Source organism: Citrobacter sp. JUb117 (assembly GCF_024809055.1).
Classification (GTDB): domain Bacteria; phylum Pseudomonadota; class Gammaproteobacteria; order Enterobacterales; family Enterobacteriaceae; genus Citrobacter; species Citrobacter gillenii.
Map to the genome: position 1 here is coordinate 272,520 of NZ_JANUFB010000003.1, position 16,368 is coordinate 288,887.

Here is a 16,368-nt window from a genome sequence, read left to right on the forward strand (position 1 = left end):
TTATATGGTTATGTGCGTTATAATACTTCGGCAGGGCAACAAAACGAAGGTGTAGGTCAATAGTGTAATTAATTAAAGCAAGATAATACCCCTTTCGGATCAAGCTTCGAGCCGATAGCCGGCCATGAAAAAGCGAATTGTTGTACTGGACTGGTTCTCCTTGAAGAAATCCATCACCATTTCTTTATCCAGCCCGTAGCGGCGCGTGAGGATCCCCGCCTCCCACGCACTCAGTTGCCGATCGCCCGTTCGTTCAAACATCCGATGTGAAAAGCCCAGCACAAAGCCACGCTTATAGTCAGCACAAAAATTCGCCACCGTTCGCGCACTATCTGCACTTGAGGCGTTTAATCCTGCCATCAGGCCTTTTCCAAAATGGTTATCCATGCATTACCTCCAATCGCTATATAATAAATTATATAGCGATTTTTTAAGCAAAGGCCAGAGGTATCACGCACTTTTTTGTGCCAGATTAAAAGGCCACCCATTCATCCGGTTTAGATGCTTTAGGCGCAGCGCTTTCTTCGGCGGGTAAAACGGTGTTGGTTGGTGCATGCTGCACGTCACTTGCGGAAAGCCGGAACTGCTGAACGGCACGCTGCAGGTCTTCGGTTTGTCGCTCCAACGCCACTGCCGCTGCCGATACCTGCTCCACCAGCGCGGCGTTTTGTTGGGTCACGCTGTCCATTTGTGTGATCGCGACGCTCACCTGTGAGATGCCTTTATTCTGCTCTTCAGAGGCGGAGGCAATTTGTTTCATAATTGCCGTAACTTCGGTTGCTCCGCGCAGAATAGCGTCCATCGTCAAGCCGGTCTCCTTGACCAGACGCGCGCCCTGATCGACACGGCGCGCCGACTCGCCAATCAACGTCTCAATCTCTTTCGCCGCGCCTGCGCTGCGGCTGGCAAGATTTCGCACCTCACCGGCAACCACCGCAAAACCACGGCCCTGTTCGCCCGCTCGGGCCGCTTCGACGGCGGCGTTGAGCGCCAGGATGTTGGTCTGGAATGCGATGCTGTTAATAACTGAGGTAATTTCGGCGATCTGCTTAGAACTGGCAGCAATCCCGTCCATGGTATCCACTACCTGCGAAACCAGCGTGCTGCCTTTGCCCGCCGTTTCTGATGCCGTATCGGCAAGCTGGCTGGCCTCGCGCGCATTCTCAGCATTCAGTTTCACCGTGGCGGTGAGTTGCTCCATGCTGGCGGCGGTCTCTTCCAGCGCTGCGGCCTGCTCTTCCGTACGCGAAGAAAGATCGTTATTGCCGCTGGAAATCTCCGTCGCGCCGCGCCAGATGTTGTCACTGCCTGACCGAATCGTACTGACGGCTTCACGCAGGCTGTCCTGCATCGCACTGAGTAAAGGCACCAGTTGCCCTACGCAATTACGACCAAATTCTTCAATCGGATGGCTAAGGTCGCCGTGGGCAATCTGGCGGAACTGCTGGCGAATGCGTGCCAGCGGCTTCACCATCATTGCCACAAGATAGCGGTCGGTAAAGATAAGAATGGCAATACCGAGGATAACGGCGGTGATAATCAAGGTGCGGATAATCGATGTTTTACCGTCGACCATAATGCGCGTCGCATCCAGTCGCTTACCGGCAGCGGTATTAAACCGCTCGGCACTGGCACCAAAATCGCGGCTTAGCGCCGGTGTAACGGTGCTGGCATGCTCTGACCATGCGGTAAGCGATCCCTGCTGCGCCAGTTGCATCTGCGGGATCACACCTTTCTCCAGCAGCGCTTGCCACGTCGTCAGCACCGCGGTGGCAATTTCCGCATCCATCGGCCCCGGCGACAGCGTTTTCATCTGCTCAAGTTTTTTACGCATGCCATCCAGAGATTGCTGAGCCGGACCAAAGTCAGGCGTTCCGCCGCCGATTTTGACATCCACAGCTCGGCTTAGCCGCGTGACAAAGCGAAAGTACTGATCGTTCCCCTGACTAAGAACCGTCATCTGCTGTACGAGATGACGATCAATCTCATTGCCTTCTGATATTTTAGATAACGAATGGAGGCTAAATAACCCCACGCCCGACCAGAGCAGGCAAAATAGTCCCAGTATTGCCAGCATGACAATACGAATAGTGAAGTTTTGCAGCAAACGCATAATAGTTTCCTTGCCGTAGATGAGGATTTTCGCCATCAGGCGAGACTTATCCTTGTTATCGGCAGGTCACGAAGAAGATATAATGCGTTGTTTATTTTTTTACTTTTTTAAGCACATCGACTCTTCCTGTTCCTCCCCGTTATATCGATATGAGGGCTAATAAAACCAGCAATTATTATTACCTGGGGAATCAAGTCCATACGTAAATTAAGTGCATACCTATCTGGCCCGACGCCTGAGGGTTACTTTCAACACGAAACACAACTCTCAGTTTTTCATCTCAATGTGACCTGGTGAACGGGATAATCATCGTGAAACAGCTAGAATAGAAACGTCGTTTCGAAATTCACCTGCACGATTAACCTGCACTAAGGAGATCTCATGGCCTGGTTTGCCAACCCTGAACGTTATGAGCAAATGCTCTATCGCTACTGTGGTCGCAGCGGTTTGCGCTTGCCTGCACTGTCGCTGGGTTTATGGCACAGTTTTGGACACGTCCAAGCACTGGATTCACAGCGTGCCCTGCTGCGTAAAGCATTTGATTTAGGCATCACGCATTTCGATTTAGCCAATAACTACGGGCCGCCGCCGGGCAGCGCTGAAGAAAACTTCGGCCGATTATTGCGTGAGGATTTCGCGCAGTACCGTGACGAATTAATCATCTCTACCAAGGCTGGCTACGACATGTGGCCGGGACCGTACGGTTCTGGCGGCTCGCGTAAGTATCTGCTTGCCAGCCTCGACCAGAGTCTGAAACGCATGGGCCTCGATTACGTCGACATTTTCTATTCTCACCGCGTTGACGAAAGCACGCCAATGGAAGAGACCGCCGCGGCGCTGGCTCACGCCGTGCAAAGTGGCAAAGCGTTGTATGTTGGTATTTCATCTTATTCCCCGGAGCGCACGCAAATAATGGCCGACCTGCTGCGGGAATGGAAAATTCCGCTGCTGATCCACCAACCGTCCTACAACCTGCTTAATCGCTGGGTCGACAGCAGTGGCCTGCTGGATACGCTGGACACAAACGGTATTGGTTGCATCGCCTTTACCCCGCTGGCTCAGGGGTTGCTGACGGGGAAATACCTGAACGGTATTCCAGAAGGTTCGCGTATGCAGCGTGAAGGGAAAAAAGCCCGTGGCCTGACGGAAAATATGCTGACGGAAGAAAATCTTAACAGCCTGCGGTTGCTGAACGAGATGGCGCAACGGCGTGGACAGTCGATGGCGCAAATGGCATTGAGCTGGTTACTCAAAGATTACCGCGTGACGTCAGTGTTAATTGGCGCCAGCCGTCCCGAGCAGTTAGAAGAAAACGTTCAGGCGTTGAATAACCTGGCATTCAGCGCTGAAGAACTGGCGCAGATAGATAAGCACGTCACCGACGGCAAGCTCAATCTGTGGCAGGCCTCATCAGATAAATAATCGTCTAAACAGTATGCCGGGGGGGCGGTAAAATTGCCGACCCGGCCGTACTGATTTAGTGATTGTGGCGCGTCAGTCGATCCAGATACCCCATCACAAAGGCTGAGAGCACAAAGGTCAGGTGGATAATGACGTACCACATCAGCTTGTTATCAGGGACATTTTTAGCATCCATAAAAATACGCAATAAATGGATGGAAGAAATGGCCACGATAGACGCCGCAACCTTATTCTTCAGTGACGTGGCATCCATCTTACCCAGCCAGCTCAGCTTCTCTTTGCCTTCAGTAATATCCAGTTGTGAGACAAAATTCTCGTAGCCGGAGAACATCACCATGACCAGCAACCCACCGACCAGGGTCATATCGACCAGCGACAGTAGTACCAGAATGAGATCGGCTTCTGCCATCGAAAAGATATTGGGCAGAACGTGAAAGATCTCCTGAAAGAATTTCAGCGCCAGGGCAACCAAAGCAAGAGAAAGGCCAAAATACACGGGAGCAAGCAGCCAGCGGGACGCGTACATTGCGTTTTCCAGAAAACGTTCCATATGATCCTGTCTTGTAACTAAACCGGGCAGTAGTATATCGCAATTGTGCAACATCGAAACAACATACGCTTCAAACCTCTTCGGCATTGATGGGCGAGCGCTGGAGCTCTGGCCACACCAGTGCGACGAGTGCAGGATAGGCTTCCAGGCTGAACTCCCTGAAACATTGACGCAAATTGAGCACATCTAAATCGGCGTGCGGGACTTTCTCTCCGCTCAGGCAGCGTTTTTTGATGTTGTCGTAATATTTGTAGACCGCTGAATTGAGATCGCTGCAGCGCCGCTGTGCATCAAATAGCCCTGGTGTTTCATTTAACTCCACCATGGTCATACGCTTTATTGTCGAGTGGATAAAATCAATATATTCATGATTGACCCGCCAATACCATACCGGCGTAATCGAATTCATCAATGCTGAGAAATGATCTTCCCCCTCTTCTTTGCTAAGCGTTTCCAGTTTGGGATAAGAGGTAAGTTCCTCATTCGATCGATTTTTATTTGCACCGCGCATCAGCACAAGAACCCCGCAGGTAAGCAATAGCAGGGTAATAACAGAATAAAATATACTGTTCATATACAGGCTCCATTTTTTTTGATTTTAAAATTACCCCATGCTATTGTCAACGCAGCCTGTCTTATTAAAAAAACTTACCTCACTGGCAGTAAAGGATATTTCAACATGCTTCCCGAGCATCTTGTTCCCTCTCGTTTTCATTTATCTACATCCCCAACCAATACTGATACCGTAGAAAATAGTGAAAATTTGACTCAGGGAAAGACAACCTTAAGCGAGTTTGAAGCGGATATTTTAATTAGCGCCACCGCTACCGGTCAGACCCGTAACATGTTATTTGAAGAATGTGACCGCCATTTAAAAGAGCGACTGTTTCGCGCAGCAAAAATCGAATCATTCACCCGTCTGCTTAATTCACTGCAAGCAGAAGGTGACATTAACGCACAAGAATTAAGTAAAATTTTGGCAAAAAACACTGCGTTAATAAATGAGCAAGGCAATAAAATTTGGCTTAATTTACTGACTCGCGAAACCAGCGATCCGATTTTTTATTCTCTGGAAGAGAAATAAAATGAAAGATGTTGAGGATAACAACGTTTATTTGGCTTTAGACAACCATAAAAGTGACGAATTTGTCTTAAAGCAGAACCTGGATATCTTAATTGCCAATAAAAATGCCACGCTGGAGAGCGTGGCTCAGGAAATGGTATCAATACCCGCAGCCCTGGTACGCATGAAGTGGCAAAACCGCCGGGAAATCTATGCTCTGCAAGCCAAAGAAGAGATCTACGGTGCCACCATTGAAGCCATTATTGCCCAACAGCCGGCGCTGCGGGACAAAATCATGGCCCGTCTGGAAAGCGCGTACCAGCATTTACTCGCGCGAGAAACGGCGACATTGCGCCTGACGCGTAAGCTATCTGAAGGGAGTTATGCCGCGACCAGAGTCACTACCGTCGCGCTGGACGAAAAGAAATGAGGGGATGGAGGAAGCCGAAAGTGGAGGCCGGGTAAGGCGAAACCCTTCACCCGGCAATAGAGATTACTTCGCTTTCACGGTCTCTTCACCAACCAAACCAATCTTCAGGAAACCTGCCTGATGCAGCGTATCCATCACTTTCATCATGGTTTCATAGTCGACGGTTTTATCAGCCCGGAAGAAGATAGTGGTATCTTTCTTGCCTTCTGTCAGCGTGTTTAGCGCGTTAATCATGGTTTCATCGGTCACCTGATCGTTGCCGATAAACATCGTGTTATCCGCTTTCACTGACAGGTAAACCGGTTTTTCAGGACGCGGTTGCGGCGTGCTGGTCGAAGCCGGTAGATTCACCTTCACATCCACCGTTGCCAGCGGCGCGGCCACCATAAAAATGATCAACAACACCAACATAACATCGATAAACGGCGTGACGTTGATGTCGTGCATTTCACCGTTATCGTCCAGGTTTTCATTAAAACTCATTGCCATGGAACATTATCCTACACGTAATTTCTGCGCAGCGCGTACCGGATGCGCCGCAGCGCTTGCACTCAGGTCCAGATCGCGACTTTGCAATAACAGCACCTGTGCCGCAACATCACCCAGCATGGCTTTGTAGCTGCCAATCTGACGGGCGAAGATGTTGTAGATAACAACAGCAGGAATAGCGGCAACCAAACCAATCGCGGTGGCTAACAGCGCTTCTGCAATCCCCGGCGCAACCACGGCCAGGTTCGTCGTTTGCGTTTGTGCAATACCGATGAAGCTATTCATGATGCCCCATACTGTACCGAACAGACCCACAAAGGGAGAGATAGCCCCAATGGTCGCCAGGTATCCATTACCCCGCCCCATATGACGCCCTACAGCTGCAACGCGACGTTCCAGGCGGAACCCGGTACGCTCTTTAATCCCTTCGTTGTCATCGCTGCCTTCTGACAGTTCCAGCTCGTTCTGCGCTTCGTTAATTAACATTGCGCCCAGGCTTTTGGCATCGAATCCAGCGGCAATCTCACTTGCCTGGTCTAAAGAGCGGGCATCTGCCAGCAGTTGCTGTTCGCGCTTAAGACGACGCTTCTGCGTAAAGAACTCAAGGCTCTTACTGAAGAAGATAGCCCAGGTGACCACGGACGCCAAAATTAGCCCAATCATCACGCACTTAACCACGATATCGGCGTGCTGATACATACCCCAGACGGAAAGGTCCGTCTGCATCAAATTATTACCCACTCTGTATCTCCAGGACGCAAATCACAAAATCTGAGCGTAATGATATCAAAAAGACGTCGAATTGATAGTCGTTCTCATTACTATTTACATAGTGCCGCACCTTTGGTTTCTTTTCCTTGCGCTTACGCAGTAAAAAAGTCAGCAGACACATTTTGGGACTATTTTCTACTTTATGGCCCTTCTGCAGGATGCGTCGCCGAAGATCCATGCTAGTTTAGACATCCAGACGTATAAAAACAGGTAACCCAACATGGCAGACAAGCATCTTGAGACCAAACTCGTTCAGGCAGGACGCAGTAAAAAGTACACGCAGGGTTCCGTCAACAGCGTGATCCAACGCGCCTCTTCACTGGTATTCGAATCCGTTGAGGCTAAAAAACAGGCCACCCACAACCGCGCTAACGGCGCACTTTTTTACGGACGCCGCGGCACGCTGACGCATTTCTCCCTGCAGGAAGCCATGTGCGAGCTGGAAGGCGGCGCGGGTTGCGCCCTGTTTCCCTGCGGCGCCGCAGCCGTTGCCAACACGATTTTGGCCTTTGTTGAACACGGCGACCACGTGCTAATGACCAACACGGCCTATGAGCCGAGCCAGGACTTTTGCACGAAAATCCTCGGCAAGCTCGGCGTAACCACCGGCTGGTTCGATCCGTTAGTTGGTGCCGATATTGTGAAGCACATTCAGCCGAACACCAAAGTGGTATTTCTGGAATCTCCCGGCTCCGTCACTATGGAAGTGCATGATGTTCCGGCGATTGTCGCCGCCGTCAGAAGCGTAGCGCCGGACGCCATCATCATGATCGATAACACCTGGGCTGCCGGGGTGCTGTTCAACGCGCTGGATTTTGGAATCGACATCTCAATTCAGGCGGGCACCAAATACCTGATTGGCCATTCCGATGCAATGGTCGGTACGGCGGTATCAAATGCCCGCTGCTGGGACCAACTGCGCGAAAACGCCTATTTAATGGGGCAAATGCTGGATGCCGATACCGCCTATATGACCAGCCGCGGACTGCGGACTCTGGGCGTTCGTCTGCGCCAGCATCACGAAAGTAGCCTGAAGGTTGCCGAATGGCTGGCCGATCATCCGCAGGTCGCCCGCGTCAACCACCCCGCGCTTCCCGGCAGCAAAGGGCACGAATTCTGGAAACGTGATTTTACCGGCAGCAGCGGTCTGTTCTCGTTTGTGTTGAATAAGAAGCTGAACAATGACGAGCTATCAGCGTATTTGGATCACTTTACGCTGTTCAGCATGGCCTACTCCTGGGGCGGGTTTGAATCACTGATTCTGGCCAATCAACCCGAACACATTGCCGCCATCCGTCCTGAAGGCAACGTGGACTTCAGCGGAACGCTCATCCGTTTACACATCGGTTTAGAAAATGTTGACGATCTGATTGCGGATTTAGCCGCCGGATTCGCCCGAATCGAGTAACATTGCCGCAGTTGGACATATATGCAGACACTTCTGGTGGAAAAGTCTGCAATTGTTGCGTCCGGGATCAAGGCATCCCGGACAATTCAGGAGTACAATCCACTCATAAATGCTGTTCCACAGGAAAGTCCATGGTAGTCATTCAAGATATTATCTCCGCGCTCTGGCAACACGATTTTGCCGCGCTGGCAGATCCGCACGTTGTGAGTGTGGTGTACTTCGTCATGTTTGCCACGTTGTTTTTAGAAAATGGTCTGCTGCCTGCTTCCTTTTTACCCGGAGACAGCCTGCTGTTACTGGCCGGAGCGCTGATCGCGCAGGACGTGATGAGCTTTCTCCCGACAATTGCTATTCTGACTGCCGCAGCCAGTCTGGGCTGTTGGCTGAGCTATATTCAAGGGCGCTGGTTGGGTAATACGCGGACGGTGAAAAGCTGGCTGGCGCAATTACCTGAAAAATATCATCAGCGTGCCACCTGTATGTTTGACCAACACGGTCTGATGGCGCTGCTCGCGGGACGTTTCCTGGCATTTGTTCGCACCCTGCTGCCAACAATGGCGGGGATTTCAGGTCTGCCTAACCGCCGGTTTCAGTTCTTTAACTGGCTGAGCGGCCTGCTGTGGGTCACCGTGGTCACCAGCTTTGGCTATGCTCTCAGCATGATCCCATTCGTTAAACGCCATGAAGATCAGGTGATGACCTTCCTGATGATCCTGCCCATCGCACTGTTAACTGCTGGTCTGCTAGGTACCTTGTTCGTGGTGATTAAAAAAAAATGCTGTAGCGCCTGAGTCGTCATCGTTGGCCGGGTAAAATCACCCGGCATTTTCGCCTGATGGCGCTTTGCTAATCAGGCCAACGGTGAACATCATTAACTTCCCTGCATCGTCCGAATTCTTGCCGCATCCTCCCCCGGCGTTACGCCAAAGTACCGTTTAAACTCGCGGCTAAACTGCGACGCGCTCTCATAGCCAACCCGCATTGCTGCCGCGCTGGCCTTCATGCCGTCGTGAATGATCATCATCCGAGCCTTATGCAGGCGATAACTCTTCAGATACTGCAGCGGTGAAGTGCTGGTCACCGATTTAAAATTATGATGAAACGCCGACACGCTCATGTTGGCTTCTGCCGCCAGTTGCTCAACGTTGAGGTTCTCGGTGTACTTGTTTTCGATGCGCTTCAGCACGCGACTGATCAAACTGAAATGCGTCTGACGACTGACCAACGCAAGCAGCGCGCCACCGCGTGGACCGGTCAGCACATGGTACAAAATCTCACGGATGATCTGTTTTCCCAGAATTCGCGCGTCCAGCGGTCGCTCCATCACATCCAGCAAACGCTCGGCCGCGCAAAGTATCTCATCAGAAAGCGTGGCCGAGTTTATTCCGCTCGCCGCCATTGCAGGCTGGAACAGTTCATCTTCGCCAATGTCCATCAGGAGTTCCTGCAATTGCAGGATATCGACATTCAGCCGCAGACCGGCCAGTGGAATCTCCGGTGTCGCATACGTTTCACATTCAAAGGGTAAAGGTACGGTGAGCAGCAGGTATTCGTTGGCGTCATAACGAAATACACGCTCATTGATGTAACCAATTTTATGGCCCGAAAAGAGAAATATAATGCCAGGTTCATACATCACAGGGGTGCGAAGCCCAGGCTCCATGCCATACAGTAAACGCACATCAGGCAGCAATTTATTGAGTTTATTTTCATTATTTTTCAGCTGCTTAATTTTTTCCGTCAGCAGAAGGCAGACGTCATCACGGTTCATAGAACACCCTTTCGTCATCGAATTGCAACGTCCACAGTGTGCGTATTTTTATCCGTTTTCTCCAGTAGTCTGTAGAAATAGGCAAGACATTGGCAGAAATGAGCATTGAGAGGAATGCGTCTGACGACCACAATGTTCACCATCAGGCAGACACTCACCTGCCCTCTTTTTTTACCCACACAAGGTAACGAGCAATGAATAACTTTAACCTCCATACCCCAACCCGCATTTTGTTCGGTAAAGGCGCTATCGCTGAACTGCGCGATCAAATCCCTCAGGATGCTCGCGTGCTGATTACCTACGGCGGCGGCAGCGTGAAAAAAACCGGCGTACTGGCACAGGTTCAGGATGCCCTGAAAGGTCTGGATGTACTGGAGTTTGGCGGAATTGAGCCGAACCCGTCTTATGAAACGCTGATGAATGCGGTCAACATCGTGCGTGATGAGAAGGTGACATTCCTGCTGGCCGTCGGCGGCGGCTCTGTTCTCGATGGCACTAAATTCATCGCCGCAGCGGCCCATTACGCTGAAGGTGTCGATCCGTGGCGCATCCTGGAAACTCACGGCAACGACGTAAAAAGCGCCATCCCGATGGGCTCCGTTTTGACCCTGCCGGCAACCGGCTCTGAATCAAACTCCGGCGCGGTAATTTCCCGCAAAACCACCGGCGATAAGCTGGCCTTTATGACACCGTTTGTGCAACCGGTCTTTGCCGTGCTGGATCCGGTTTACACCTACACTCTGCCGCCGCGTCAAGTCGCAAACGGCGTAGTGGACGCGTTTGTTCACACCGTAGAGCAATACGTAACATACCCGGTCAACGGCAAAATACAGGACCGCTTTGCCGAAGGTATTTTGCTCACATTGATAGAAGAGGGCCCGAAAGCGTTGCAGGAGCCAGAAAACTACGATGTCCGCGCCAACGTCATGTGGGCAGCGACCCAGGCGCTGAACGGCCTGATTGGCGCAGGCGTACCGCAGGATTGGGCTACCCATATGCTCGGTCACGAACTGACCGCGATGCACGGTCTCGATCACGCACAAACACTGGCCATCGTTCTGCCGGCACTGTGGAATGAAAAACGCGACACTAAGCGCGCCAAACTGCTGCAATACGCGGAGCGCGTCTGGAATATCACCGAAGGGAGTGATGACCAGCGTATCGATGCCGCCATTGCCGCGACGCGTCAATTCTTCGAGAAGATGGGCGTCCCAACCCGCATGTCCGACTACGGTCTGGATGGCAGTTCCATCCCGGCGTTGCTGGAAAAACTGGCAGCGCACGGTGGGACGAAACTGGGCGAACATCAGGACATTACGCTGGACGTCAGCCGCCGCATTTACGAAGCGGCACGCTAGGTTTTTTGACCTCTGACTTTCGTTTTTGGGTATTTATACCAGGCTTAAGTCACACAAACCTCACCGGGGCTGCTCCGGTGAACTCAATTTACACCCAATCATTCATGATGCATCGAGGCGGCAATTGAGTGAATCCCCGGGAGTGTACATAAGTACGTGACCGGGGTAAACGCAAGCAGCCAACAAAGAGGCAGCCTGAAGGATTCAGTATAGGGGGGAATTATGACCAGTCCGACCATTATCAAGCTACAGGATGGTAACGTCATGCCTCAACTGGGCCTGGGGGTCTGGAAGGCAAGTAATGAGGAAGTCATCTCCGCGATCCATAAAGCGCTGGAAGTCGGTTATCGCTCTATTGATACCGCTGCCGCGTATAAAAATGAAGACGGTGTCGGTAAAGCATTACGCGACTGCGGCGTGCCCCGGGAGGAGTTATTCATCACCACTAAACTGTGGAATGACGACCAGAAACGTCCCCGAGAAGCGTTGCTCGAAAGCATGGAGAAACTCCAGCTCGATTACCTCGATCTTTACCTCATGCACTGGCCCGTCCCGGCAATCGACCATTACGTTGAAGCATGGGAAAACATGATCGACCTGCAAAAACAGGGACTCATTAAAAGCATTGGCGTGTGCAACTTCCAGATCAACCATCTCCAGCGCCTGATGGATGAAACGGGCGTTGCGCCAGTGATTAACCAAATCGAGCTGCACCCGCTTTTACAGCAGCGGCAGCTTCATGCCTGGAACGCCACGCATAAAATCCAGACTGAATCCTGGAGCCCGCTGGCACAAGGCGGCAAAGATGTGTTCGATCAAAAGATAGTTCGCGATCTCGCCGAAAAATACGGTAAATCACCGGCACAAATTGTCATTCGCTGGCATCTGGATAGCGGCCTGGTGGTGATCCCTAAATCAGTCACTCCTGCGCGTATCGCGGAGAACTTTGATGTCTGGGACTTCCGCCTGGACAAAGATGAACTAGGCGAAATGGCCAAACTCGACCAGGGCAAACGTCTGGGGCCGGACCCGGACCAGTTCGGCGGCTAATCCCTTCTCTCCAGCCCGGCATCCCAGTCGGGCTCTTCCTGCATGGAAATATCAAGAAACAATTCACTTACATTTATTGATGTATTTATTTCAGTCGCTGGAGCAGCATTGCGCCACATAACCTACTAATTATTCACTAAATATATTCATACGGTGAATATATTCACAATGTATATAGGTGCATGACCGTGGCTGAAAAAAAAACGCAGGGAGTTAAATGGCTCCCATTAATTCTAATAATTTTGATTTCAGCCGGGCTCTGGCAACTTACCCCACCAACGGGATTAAGCGCTTCCGCCTGGCATTCGGCAATTATTTTCGTGGCCACTATCGCCTCTATCGTGGCAAAAGTTCTGCCCATTGGCGCAGTCGGTATTATTGGCATAACCGTCTTTGCCCTCGCCTATGCCGCCGGGGATAAAACCGCCAGCGGTGCGATTACCACCGCTCTGAGCGAACTGAACAGTTCACTCATCTGGCTGATCGTCGTTGCCTTTATGATTGCCCGCGGGTTTATCAAAACCGGCCTTGGTCGACGTATCGCCCTGCAGATGATCCGCCTGCTCGGCAAGCGCACGCTCGGACTTGCCTACGGCCTGGCGTTTGCCGATCTGATCCTCTCTCCGGCGATGCCCAGCAATACGGCACGCTGCGGCGGCGTCATCTATCCGATTGCCGACTCACTGGCGCGCAGTTTTCATTCCAATCCGGAAGATGAATCGCGCAGCAAAATCGGCACCTTCCTCATTACCTGCATTGGCAACGTCAACGACGTCACCGCCGCACTGTTTATGACCGGCTATACCGGCAACCTACTGGCAGTAAAACTGGCGGCCAACGCCGGGGTCACGCTAACCTGGGGAAGCTGGTTTATGGCGGCGCTGCTGCCTTGCATGGTGTCTTTGCTGTTGGTTCCGCTGCTGGTGTACTGGCTGGTGCGTCCGGAAATTAAACACACGCCGGATGCCCCGAACCTGGCCCGTCAGGAACTGGCGGAAATGGGTAGCATGTCACGCGGTGAGTGGTTGATGCTGGGTACCGTTGGCGTCCTGCTGGTGCTGTGGATTTTTGGCGATACGCTAGGCGTCGATGCCACCACCGCGTCGTTCGTTGGACTCTCAATTTTACTGCTCAGCGGTGTGCTGAGCTGGGAAGACGTCAAAAGCGAAAAAGGTGCATGGGACACGCTGATTTGGTTTGCCGCACTGCTGATGATGGCAAACCAATTGAAGAAGCTCGGTTTCACCACCTGGTTTGGTAATCTGATTGGCGATAGCCTCAGCAGTACCATGCATGGCACCAGTTGGGTGGTCGTCCTGCTGCTGCTTAACGCCGCCTACTTCTACACCCACTACTTTTTTGCGAGCGGAAATGCGCAGATCGCCGCATTGTACGCGGTATTCCTTGGCGTCGGCCTTCATCTGAATATCCCGGCAGCCCCGACCGCGTTGATGCTGGCTTTCACCAGCAGCCTGTACTGCTCTCTCACCCAGTACACACATGCGCGTGGTCCGATCCTGTTTGGTGCGGGGTATGTGCCGACGGGCGTCTGGTGGCGAACAGGGTTTATCGTCAGCCTGTTTAACCAGGCAGTCTTTATTACCGTAGGTCTGATGTGGTGGAAGGTGTTGGGGCTGTACTAAAACAGATTTGCCGGATGGCGGTGCAAGCACCTCATCCGGCTTTCAAAGCAGTGGCCCAGTAAGCAGAGCGCTACCGGGCTTCAGGATTAACGCCCTGCTACTTTGCCACGCTTTTTATTCGCGGCGGGCGTCTGGCGCTGGTGTGCAACAGGTGTGTGCTTGGTCAGTGCCGGGCGGGTATGACGATTCTGGCGACGCGCTTCACGCATTTCTTCCAGCGTAGGCGACGGAACCAGACATTCACGACGACCGCCAATCAGGTGCTTTTTACCCATATCTTCCAGCGCCTGACGGATTAACGGCCAGTTAGCCGGATCGTGGTAACGCAGCAGCGCTTTATGTAAACGACGCTGCTTATCGCCTTTCGGCACCACCACATCTTCACTCTTATAGCCAATTTTACCCAGCGGGTTTTTCCCGGTGTAATACATGGTTGTCGAGTTCGCCAGCGGTGATGGGTAGAAGTTCTGTACCTGATCAAGGCGGAAACGACGCTGCTTCAACCACAACGCCAGATTCACCATATCTTCGTCACGCGTACCCGGGTGCGCAGAGATAAAGTAAGGGATCAGATACTGCTCTTTACCGGCCTGCTTCGAGTAGGTGTCGAACAGCTCTTTAAAGCGGTCGTAGCTACCCATGCCCGGCTTCATCATCTTCGACAGCGGACCTTCTTCGGTATGTTCCGGTGCAATCTTCAGATAGCCACCAACGTGGTGGGTCGCCAGCTCTTTGATGTAGCGCGGATCTTCCACGGCGATGTCGTAGCGCACGCCGGACGCAATCAAAATCTTTTTGATGCCTTTCAAATCACGCGCGCGACGATAGAGGTTAATCGTCGGTTCGTGGTTGGTGTCCATATGCGGGCAGATGTCCGGATAAACGCACGACAGACGACGGCAGGTCTGTTCCGCACGTGGCGACTTACAGCGCAGCATGTACATGTTGGCCGTTGGGCCACCCAGATCGGAAATCACGCCGGTGAAGCCCGGTACGGTATCGCGAATCGCCTCGATCTCGTTGATGATCGAATCTTCAGAACGGCTCTGGATGATGCGTCCTTCATGCTCGGTGATCGAACAGAAAGAACAGCCGCCAAAGCAGCCGCGCATAATGTTGATGGAAAAACGGATCATCTCGTAGGCCGGAATACGGCTGTTGCCATATGCCGGGTGCGGGACACGTTTATACGGCAGCGCGAAGACGCTATCCATCTCTTCGGTCGACAGCGGGATCGCCGGAGGGTTAACCCAAATGTAGCGGTCGCCGTGTTTTTGCATCAGGGCGCGCGCGCAGCCAGGGTTGGTTTCGTGGTGCAGAATACGTGAGGCGTGAGCGTACAACACTTTGTCGCCTTTCACCTTCTCATAAGACGGCAGCAGCACGTAGGTTTTTTCCCACGGCTTCGGACGCGCAGGCTGAACGGTCACCGCTTTGGCTTCCTGCTTTTTAGGCGCTACTGGCTTGTTATCTGCACACGGTAAATCTTCACCGTACGGATGCGGGATAGGGTCAATTTTCCCCGGCATATCCAGACGCGTGGAATCCACACCGCTCCAGCCGGGCAGCGCTTCTTTAACCATAATCGCGGTGTTACGCACGTCGCGGATTTGGTCGATGGTTTCACCCATCGCCAGGCGGTGCGCAACCTCAACCAGCGGACGTTCACCGTTGCCGAACATCAGCATATCCGCTTTGGAATCCACCAGCACCGAGCGGCGCACGGTATCAGACCAGTAATCGTAATGCGCGGTACGACGCAGGCTGGCTTCAATACCCCCAAGGATCACCGGCACGTCTTTCCATGCTTCACGACAACGTTGGGTATAAACCAGTGTGGCGCGGTCCGGGCGCTTACCGGCGACGTTGTCCGGCGTATAGGCATCATCATGGCGCAGGCGACGATCGGCAGTATAGCGGTTGATCATCGAGTCCATGTTACCGGCGGTTACGCCGAAGAACAGATTCGGTTTACCCAGACGCATAAAGTCGTCTTTACTGTTCCAGTCCGGCTGGGCGATAATCCCGACGCGAAAACCCTGGGCTTCCAGCATACGGCCACAAATGGCCATACCGAAACTCGGGTGATCAACATAGGCATCACCGGTAACCAGAATAATGTCGCAGCTATCCCAGCCAAGTTGGTCCATCTCTTCTCGCGACATTGGCAGAAACGGCGCGGGGCCAAAACAGGCGGCCCAGTACTGCGGCCAGGAGAAAAGGTCTCTGTCCGGTTGGATCAGGGATATTGCGCTCATAATGCTTCCAAAAATGGTAAAAAAATAATCAAAGGCCGGGGA

Annotated in this window: 16 protein-coding genes; 8 read left to right on the plus strand and 8 right to left on the minus strand. The window is 52.3% G+C overall.

All coding sequences use genetic code 11. From position 1 onward, the window contains the following. Positions 1 to 99: 99 nt before the first annotated feature. Positions 100 to 387, minus strand: a complete 288-nt coding sequence (locus M2374_RS08680) for a DUF2623 family protein (RefSeq protein WP_096755675.1) — start codon at positions 385 to 387, stop codon at positions 100 to 102. Between the two features lie 85 nt (positions 388 to 472). Next, on the minus strand, positions 473 to 2,113 hold the full coding sequence (locus tag M2374_RS08685; RefSeq protein ID WP_115259899.1) for a methyl-accepting chemotaxis protein: 1,641 nt from the start codon (positions 2,111 to 2,113) through the stop codon (positions 473 to 475). A gap of 381 nt (positions 2,114 to 2,494) precedes the next feature. Here M2374_RS08685 and M2374_RS08690 point away from each other — a divergent pair, with 381 nt between their 5' ends. Further along, positions 2,495 to 3,535 carry an aldo/keto reductase gene (locus tag M2374_RS08690; protein ID WP_181688741.1) on the plus strand — a complete coding sequence of 347 codons (1,041 nt, stop codon included), beginning with the start codon at positions 2,495 to 2,497 and terminating at the stop codon, positions 3,533 to 3,535. Positions 3,536 to 3,590: 55 nt separating this feature from the next. Here M2374_RS08690 and M2374_RS08695 read toward each other — a convergent pair whose 3' ends face one another. Further along, complete coding sequence (locus M2374_RS08695) at positions 3,591 to 4,085, minus strand: TIGR00645 family protein (protein WP_115257490.1); 495 nt, start codon at positions 4,083 to 4,085, stop codon at positions 3,591 to 3,593. A gap of 70 nt (positions 4,086 to 4,155) precedes the next feature. Beyond that, entirely contained in the window at positions 4,156 to 4,659 is a 504-nt protein-coding gene (locus tag M2374_RS08700) for an ESA_00282 family adhesion-associated protein (RefSeq protein WP_117342671.1), read from the minus strand. A 105-nt stretch (positions 4,660 to 4,764) separates the two neighbouring features. Here M2374_RS08700 and M2374_RS08705 point away from each other — a divergent pair, with 105 nt between their 5' ends. Next, entirely contained in the window at positions 4,765 to 5,169 is a 405-nt protein-coding gene (locus M2374_RS08705; RefSeq protein WP_137363349.1) for a hypothetical protein, read from the plus strand. A gap of 1 nt (position 5,170) precedes the next feature. Continuing rightward, positions 5,171 to 5,578 carry a cytoplasmic protein gene (locus tag M2374_RS08710; RefSeq protein WP_115257487.1) on the plus strand — a complete coding sequence of 136 codons (408 nt, stop codon included), beginning with the start codon at positions 5,171 to 5,173 and terminating at the stop codon, positions 5,576 to 5,578. 63 nt (positions 5,579 to 5,641) lie between these two features. On the opposite strand, the gene exbD is transcribed toward M2374_RS08710, so the two are convergent. Together exbD and exbB are read right to left on the minus strand one after the other, a co-directional pair. Next, positions 5,642 to 6,067, minus strand: coding sequence for a TonB system transport protein ExbD (gene exbD, locus M2374_RS08715; RefSeq protein WP_096755670.1), 426 nt, complete (start codon positions 6,065 to 6,067; stop codon positions 5,642 to 5,644). 6 nt (positions 6,068 to 6,073) lie between these two features. Further along, a complete protein-coding gene (gene exbB, locus M2374_RS08720) occupies positions 6,074 to 6,808 on the minus strand; it encodes a tol-pal system-associated acyl-CoA thioesterase (protein ID WP_096755669.1) in 735 nt (244 codons plus the stop codon). Between the two features lie 250 nt (positions 6,809 to 7,058). On the opposite strand from exbB, the gene metC reads away from it, so the two are divergent. Next, positions 7,059 to 8,246 carry a cystathionine beta-lyase gene (metC, locus tag M2374_RS08725; protein ID WP_096755668.1) on the plus strand — a complete coding sequence of 396 codons (1,188 nt, stop codon included), beginning with the start codon at positions 7,059 to 7,061 and terminating at the stop codon, positions 8,244 to 8,246. Positions 8,247 to 8,377: 131 nt separating this feature from the next. Further along, a complete protein-coding gene (gene yghB, locus M2374_RS08730; RefSeq protein WP_115257486.1) occupies positions 8,378 to 9,037 on the plus strand; it encodes a DedA family general envelope maintenance protein YghB in 660 nt (219 codons plus the stop codon). 80 nt (positions 9,038 to 9,117) lie between these two features. Here the strand turns inward: yghB and M2374_RS08735 are convergent, their stop codons facing one another. Beyond that, positions 9,118 to 10,017, minus strand: a complete 900-nt coding sequence (locus tag M2374_RS08735; protein ID WP_135953045.1) for an AraC family transcriptional regulator — start codon at positions 10,015 to 10,017, stop codon at positions 9,118 to 9,120. 194 nt (positions 10,018 to 10,211) lie between these two features. On the opposite strand from M2374_RS08735, the gene yqhD reads away from it, so the two are divergent. From yqhD to M2374_RS08750, 3 genes are all read left to right on the plus strand, one after another. Further along, positions 10,212 to 11,375, plus strand: a complete 1,164-nt coding sequence (gene yqhD, locus M2374_RS08740) for an alcohol dehydrogenase (RefSeq protein WP_137399267.1) — start codon at positions 10,212 to 10,214, stop codon at positions 11,373 to 11,375. A 222-nt stretch (positions 11,376 to 11,597) separates the two neighbouring features. Then, complete coding sequence (gene dkgA / locus M2374_RS08745; RefSeq protein WP_096755664.1) at positions 11,598 to 12,425, plus strand: 2,5-didehydrogluconate reductase DkgA; 828 nt, start codon at positions 11,598 to 11,600, stop codon at positions 12,423 to 12,425. 182 nt (positions 12,426 to 12,607) lie between these two features. Beyond that, the gene (locus tag M2374_RS08750; RefSeq protein WP_181688740.1) at positions 12,608 to 14,068 is read left to right on the plus strand and encodes a DASS family sodium-coupled anion symporter; all 1,461 of its coding nucleotides are present in this window, start codon (positions 12,608 to 12,610) and stop codon (positions 14,066 to 14,068) included. A gap of 86 nt (positions 14,069 to 14,154) precedes the next feature. Here the strand turns inward: M2374_RS08750 and M2374_RS08755 are convergent, their stop codons facing one another. Next, positions 14,155 to 16,326: a YgiQ family radical SAM protein gene (locus M2374_RS08755; protein WP_096755663.1), complete on the minus strand. Its 2,172-nt coding sequence runs from the start codon at positions 16,324 to 16,326 to the stop codon at positions 14,155 to 14,157. Positions 16,327 to 16,368 lie beyond the last annotated feature (42 nt).